Annotated in this window: 6 protein-coding genes and 1 pseudogene; 2 read left to right on the top strand and 5 right to left on the bottom strand. The window is 67.0% G+C overall.

What is annotated here, in order from left to right:
- The 4 genes from WA317_RS00240 to WA317_RS00225 form a co-directional block, all read right to left on the bottom strand.
- Window positions 1–996: acetolactate synthase large subunit (locus WA317_RS00240; protein ID WP_425171119.1), on the bottom strand; the 996-nt coding region annotated here is incomplete at its 3' end.
- The gene (locus WA317_RS00235) at window positions 993–1,829 is read right to left on the bottom strand and encodes an amidohydrolase family protein (protein ID WP_425171118.1); all 837 of its coding nucleotides are present in this window, start codon (window positions 1,827–1,829) and stop codon (window positions 993–995) included. The genes WA317_RS00240 and WA317_RS00235, both read right to left, overlap by 4 nt.
- A gap of 81 nt (window positions 1,830–1,910) precedes the next feature.
- The gene (locus WA317_RS00230) at window positions 1,911–2,678 is read right to left on the bottom strand and encodes a fructosamine kinase family protein (RefSeq protein ID WP_425171117.1); all 768 of its coding nucleotides are present in this window, start codon (window positions 2,676–2,678) and stop codon (window positions 1,911–1,913) included.
- Window positions 2,675–4,345 (bottom strand): acyl-CoA synthetase, encoded by a 1,671-nt coding sequence (locus WA317_RS00225; protein WP_425171116.1) that lies wholly within the window; start codon window positions 4,343–4,345, stop codon window positions 2,675–2,677. Before WA317_RS00225 ends, WA317_RS00230 begins: the two co-directional genes overlap by 4 nt.
- A gap of 33 nt (window positions 4,346–4,378) precedes the next feature.
- On the opposite strand from WA317_RS00225, the gene WA317_RS00220 reads away from it, so the two are divergent.
- On the top strand, window positions 4,379–5,179 hold the full coding sequence (locus WA317_RS00220) for a crotonase/enoyl-CoA hydratase family protein (RefSeq protein ID WP_425171115.1): 801 nt from the start codon (window positions 4,379–4,381) through the stop codon (window positions 5,177–5,179).
- 94 nt (window positions 5,180–5,273) lie between these two features.
- Here the strand turns inward: WA317_RS00220 and WA317_RS00215 are convergent, their stop codons facing one another.
- On the bottom strand, window positions 5,274–5,465 hold the full coding sequence (locus WA317_RS00215; protein ID WP_425171114.1) for a hypothetical protein: 192 nt from the start codon (window positions 5,463–5,465) through the stop codon (window positions 5,274–5,276).
- 109 nt (window positions 5,466–5,574) lie between these two features.
- On the opposite strand from WA317_RS00215, the pseudogene WA317_RS00210 reads away from it, so the two are divergent.
- Window positions 5,575–5,869 (top strand): annotated as a pseudogene (locus tag WA317_RS00210) (hypothetical protein); the annotation flags it as partial.

The following is a 5,869-nucleotide window of genomic DNA, read 5'->3' as shown; positions in this document are numbered from 1 at the left end:
GCCCGAAGGCAGTGGGGGGCGCGACAGTTCCGCGAGCGGGACAGCGGTGTGCGGAGCCAGCACGTCGGCCAGTGCGGTCAGCGCGGCCTCGGCACCGCCGTTGGTGGCGAGCAGATGTACTTCGCAGCCGGCCGGCACCAGATTGCTGGGCTTGCCCGGGTAGGCGAAGAACGACACCGGGGCGGCCGCACCGGCCAGCACGAGATGTTTGGCGCCGTCGAGTTGGGCCACGGCCGCTTCAGCGAAATAGGCGATCCGATCGACCGCGGGCACGCCGGCGCCGCGCTCCAGCCGCGCCGGGAATGTTTCGCAGAACCAACGGCATCCGGTTGCCCCGGCGATGCGGGCCGCCGCTGTCAGCCCGGGCCGGTGGGTGGCGTCACCGCCGACCAGGAGCACCACGGGCTCGTGGGATCGCAGCACCTCGGCGATAGACCCGACCGCCGCGGTGTCCACAGTAAGGGACCTAGCGAATTGCGGCGCAACGCCTATGGGCGCATCCTCGGTCCAGGAGATGTTCGCCGGCAGGATCAAGGTTGAGATTTGCGCGCCCGCCCGGCTGGCGGCGATGGCTTCGGCGGCATCGGCAGCCACGTCTTCGGTGTCGGCAGTTCGCCGCACCCACCCGGAGACGGTGCCGGCCACCGCATCGATATCGGATTCCAGTGGGGCGTCGAACTTCTTGTGGTAGGTGGCATGGTCGCCGACGACCACCACCATCGGGACCCGGCCGCGGCGGGCGTTGTGCAGATTGGCCAGACCGTTGCCCAGCCCGGGGCCGAGGTGCAGCAGCACCGCGGCGGGCCGGCCCGCTATGCGGGCATACCCGTCGGCCGCCCCGGTCGCGACGCCCTCGAAGAGAGTCAGCACACCCCGCATCCGCGGCGCGGTGTCCAGCGCCGCGACGAAATGCATCTCCGACGTCCCGGGATTGGCGAAGCAGACCTCCACACCCCCGTCGACGAGGGTGTTGATCAACGCCTGGGCGCCATTCACGTCGGGACCTTGCGTTGCGCGAGTCGGAAGACACGCTCGGCATTGCGGTGCAGGTAGTCGCGTCGGGCGTCCTCGGATAGGTCGAGCTCGTCCAGGCCGGCCAGTGCATGTGCGTGCCGGATCATCGGGTAGTTGGTGCCGAACAGAACTTTCCGTTGTCCGGTACGGGTTTTCAGGAAACGGATGAGTTCTTCCGGTAACCGCTTGGTGGTGTAGGCGGACGTGTCGATGTAGACATTCTCGTGTTTGCGGGCCACGGCGACCATCTCCTCGGTCCACGGGTAGCCGACATGCCCACACACGACGACCAGTTCCGGGAAGTCGAGCGCGACCTGGTCGACGTAAGGGATCGGACGGCCGGTTTCCGATGGGCGCAACGGACCGGTGTGACCGACCTGGGTGCAGAACGGCACGTCGAGCTCGACGCACTCGGCGAACAACGGGTAATAGCGGCGATCGGTGGGCGCTGCGTTCCACAACCAGGGCACCACGCGCAGGCCGACGAACCCGTCGTCACGCACCCGTCGCCGTAACTCGCGGACCGCCGCCATCGGACGGTCCAGATCGACGGCGGCCAGTGCGGCGAACCTGTCGGGGTGCCGACTGACCCACTCGGCGACGTCGTCGTTGGAGATGAGGTCAGCGTCGTTCGGGCCGCGCCACGCGCTGAGCAGCCCGAAATCCACTCCCGCTTCGTCCATGGCGCCCAGGGTCGCTTCGATCGGCATCCGGTCATCCGGAATGGCCTCGCCGGTCCAGCGTCGCAGCGAGACCAGCATGTCGCTGCGCAGGAAGTGCGGCGTCGGGTGCTGCATCCACACGTCGATCGTCATCGCGTTTCGACAGTAGACCGCCGACGATGCGCGCAGCGAAGCGGCGGAGGAGGAGGCGGGCAATCAGCAGTAGACGCCGCCTCAAAGCGCCAGCGCGCCGCGGGCAGCGGCATCCGTGCGGCGCACGTAACCGCCACCGAACAACACCACGTGGGCCAACAGTGGGAAGAGCTGGTGCAGGCCGATACGGCTGCGCCAGCCGGCTGTCAGCGGTCGCACCCGCTGATAGCCGGTGAGTACGGCTTCGTAGTGCGGGCAGCCGAACAGCGCGAGCATCGCCAGGTCGGACTCGCGGTGACCGGCGTGCGCAGCCGGGTCGATCAGCACGACCCCGTCAGGTGACCACATCACGTTGCCGCTCCACAGGTCACCGTGCAGCCGCACCGGCCGGTCCGCGTCGTCGAAGTCACCTGCCCGGCTGCGCGCCACGACGGAGTCGATCGCGGCACGGGTGGATGCTTCGAGCCGCGCGGCCGCGAGCTCGGCCATCGGGATCAGCCGCTCTTCGGCATAGAATTCGCCCCAATGCCGGTGGGTTCGCAGCGATAGCGGCAGCGGTTGCGACAGCGGCCCGAAATATCCGGGCCCGTCCCAGCCGTCGGGCCCTGCGCCGAACGTCGGGGCGCCCGCGTCGTGGGTCACGGCCAGGCGGCTACCGAACTCGCGGGCCGCCTCGGCGTTCGGAGTCACCGAGTCAAGTCGCCGCAGGGTCAGGCTCGTTGCGTCCGTCGACACGATCTGCGCGCACGGCACGCCGCCGTCGACTTCGGAAAGCCATTGCAGCCCTGCAGCTTCCCAGGCGAAGAACCCGGCGGGCGCATCGGCGCGGTGCTTGACGAAGTGGGTCACGCACTCACGTGGTTGGCGTGCGCCTCGTCGGGCGGCCGCACCTGTGTCTGCTCCTTGGCCCAGCGGTAGTCCGGTTTGCCCGCGGGTGAGCGTTTCACTTCGTCGACGTACCAAAGCGCCCGCGGCACTTTGTATCCCGCGATTTCACTGCGCACGAACCGGTCGAGATCACCGAGTGCCGGCCGCGTTCCCGCTCGCGGATGTACGACGGCGGCCACGCATTGGCCGTACCGCTCGTCGGGCACTCCGACCACCAGCGCGTCGAACACGTCTGGGTGACCTTTGAGTGCGGCCTCGACTTCCTCGGGGTAGATCTTCTCGCCACCGCTGTTGATCGACACCGAGCCGCGGCCAAGCATGGTGACGGTGCCGTCGGCCTCAACTTGCGCGTAGTCGCCCGGGATCGCGTAGCGGACACCGTTGATGACCTTGAAGGTAGCTGCCGACTTCTCTTCGTCCTTGTAGTAGCCGACCGGGACGTGACCACGCTTCGCGATGACGCCCCGCCCCCCCGAGCCCGGCTTGACCTCATTGCCGTCGTCGTCGAGGACAACCGTCCACTTGTCGATGGTGACCCGCGGACCGCCGGTGTGCGCCTCGCCCTTGGCGACGACGCTGGTGCCGCCGAAGCCCGTTTCCGAGGAGCCGATGGAGTCGGTGATCACTCGGTTGGGCAGCAGCTCAACCAGCTTCTCCTTGATGCTGGGCGAGAACAGCGCCGCGGTGCTGGCCAGCAGAAACAGCGAAGACAACTCGTAATCGTTGGCCTTGCTCAGCGCGTCCAAGAGCGGTCGGGCCATCGCGTCGCCGGTGAAGAACAGCAGGTTCACCTTGTGCTCGTGGACAGTGCGCCACACCGCGTCAGCGTCGAATTCCGGTGCCAGCACGATTGTTCCGCCGGAGAACAGCGCCATCCAGGTGGCCGACTGCGTCGCGCCGTGGATCATCGGCGGTATCGGGAACCGGATCATCGGCGGCCCGGCGGCGGCCTGTTTGGCCAGGTCGTACTCATCTTTGACGTATTCGCCGGTGGCGAAGTCGGTTCCGCCGAGCAGCACCCGGTAGATGTCCTCGTGCCGCCACATCACGCCCTTGGGGAACCCGGTGGTGCCGCCGGTGTAGAGCAGGTAGATGTCGTCGGCACTGCGCTCACCGAAATCGCGCTCGGGTGAGCCCTGCTCGATCGCTGCGTAAAATTCGACTCCGCCGTAGCGCTGGAAGTCTTTGTCGCTCCCGTCCTCGACGACCAGCACCGTCTTCACATTCGGGGTTTCCGGCAGCACCTTGGCGACGCGGTCGGCGTACTGGCGCTCATGCACCAGCGCGACCATGTCGGAATTGTCGAACAGATACCGCAGCTCGCCTTTTACGTAGCGGAAATTGACATTGACCAGAATGGCGCCGGCCTTCACGGTGGCGAGCATCGCGATCACTATCTCGATGCGATTGCGGCAGTACAGCCCGACCTTGTCGTCTTTGCGGACGCCCTGATCGATCAGGTAGTGCGCGAGGCGGTTCGCCCTGTCCTCGAGCTGGGCGTAGGTCAGCTGGTCGTCGCCGCAGATCAAAGCGACGCGATCAGGCACGGCGTCGATGGCATGCTCGGCGAGGTCGGCGATGTTCAGAGCCACGGAGCCTAAATTAGAACGTGTTACATTTTCTGACAAGTCTGGGGTCGACAAGCTGGGAGGCGAACACCGGTGAGCGAATCCGAAAAAGCAGCGGACGCCCTGGTTGAGCAGCGCGGACACACCCTGATCGTCACGCTCAACCGGCCGGAGCGACGCAACGCGCTGAGCACCGAAATGATGCAAATCATGGTCGAGGCCTGGGACCGCGTCGACAACAACCCCGACATCAGGTGCTGCATTCTGACCGGGGCCGGCGGCTACTTCTGCGCGGGCATGGACCTCAAAGCCGCGACCGCCAAGCCACCGGGCGAGTCGTTCAAAGACGGCAGCTACGACCCGTCGCGGATTGACGCGCTCCTCAAAGGCCGGCGGCTGACCAAACCGCTGATCGCCGCGGTGGAAGGACCGGCCATTGCAGGGGGCACCGAGATCTTGCAGGGCACCGATATCCGCATCGCCGGCGAAAGCGCCAAATTCGGCATTTCCGAAGCGAAGTGGAGCCTGTACCCAATGGGCGGGTCGGCGGTGCGACTGGTCCGGCAGATCCCGTACACGGTCGCCTGCGACCTGCTGTTGACCGGGCGGCACATCACCGCGGCCGAAGCCAAGGAAATCGGCTTGATCGGGCATATCGTGCCCGACGGGCAGGCTTTGACCAAGGCGCTTGAGATCGCCGACGTGATCGCCGACAACGGACCGCTGGCGGTCCAGGCGATTCTGCGGTCGATCCGGGAGACCGAGGGCCTCCCGGAGAACGAGGCGTTCAAGATCGACACCCAGCTGGGCATCACCGTGTTCTTGTCTCAGGACGCCAAGGAGGGACCGTTGGCCTTCAAGGAGAAGCGCGCGCCGCAGTTCGAGGGGCGTTAAGGCGCTGTGTCGCTATTCACTCGTCGACGCGAGTGTCGCCCAGCTTGCCTTGGTCGCCGAGCTTGCTTCCGGAGAGCAGAACCGCTGCCACCTGCTAAGCACCGAAGTAAACGCCATAATTGCTGCTGGCGAGCAGGCTCAACAACCATAGGATCAGCCCAAGTCCGGCCAAAGTACCAAGAGTCACTATCACCACGAACGCGGCGTAGAGGCCGTTGGCTGGTACCGACTTGCGCCCGCGCTGCTGGTCGACGCCGGTCGGCGGCTGAATGTAGCCGTCAGTCACGGTGTTCTCCTCCTGTCGGTCACGGCCCCCGGTGCCCCACAACCGGGCACTGCCCTGCTAGCCGCTGCCCGGCGCGCCATTGCCCGAGTGGGCGCTACCCCCATGACCGGTGCCGGACTGGCTCTGGCCGCCGGTGCCCGCCTGGTCCTGCCCGCTACCCTGCTGGTTCGGCGGCGCGAGCGGGCCGATCGAAATGCTCGGGCCGTTTGGCACGCTCACCGACACTCCATCGCTGCCGACAGCAATGGAAGGGCCACCCGGCGCGCTGGCCGGCGGTGAGCCGGGGTTGGCTGGGGCCGGCCCGCTGTCGGGTGCGGAGGGAACCCCGGCCCGGGCCGGGCCGTCGACACCGCCCGGGGAGCGGATCGTCCCGGCTGGAGCCGGTCCGCTATCTGGAGCCGGCC

Source organism: Mycobacterium sp. (assembly GCF_049802695.1).
Classification (GTDB): domain Bacteria; phylum Actinomycetota; class Actinomycetes; order Mycobacteriales; family Mycobacteriaceae; genus Mycobacterium.
The sequence above is the reverse complement of the archived record's forward strand: the minus strand, read 5'-3'. Positions and strand labels throughout refer to the sequence as shown.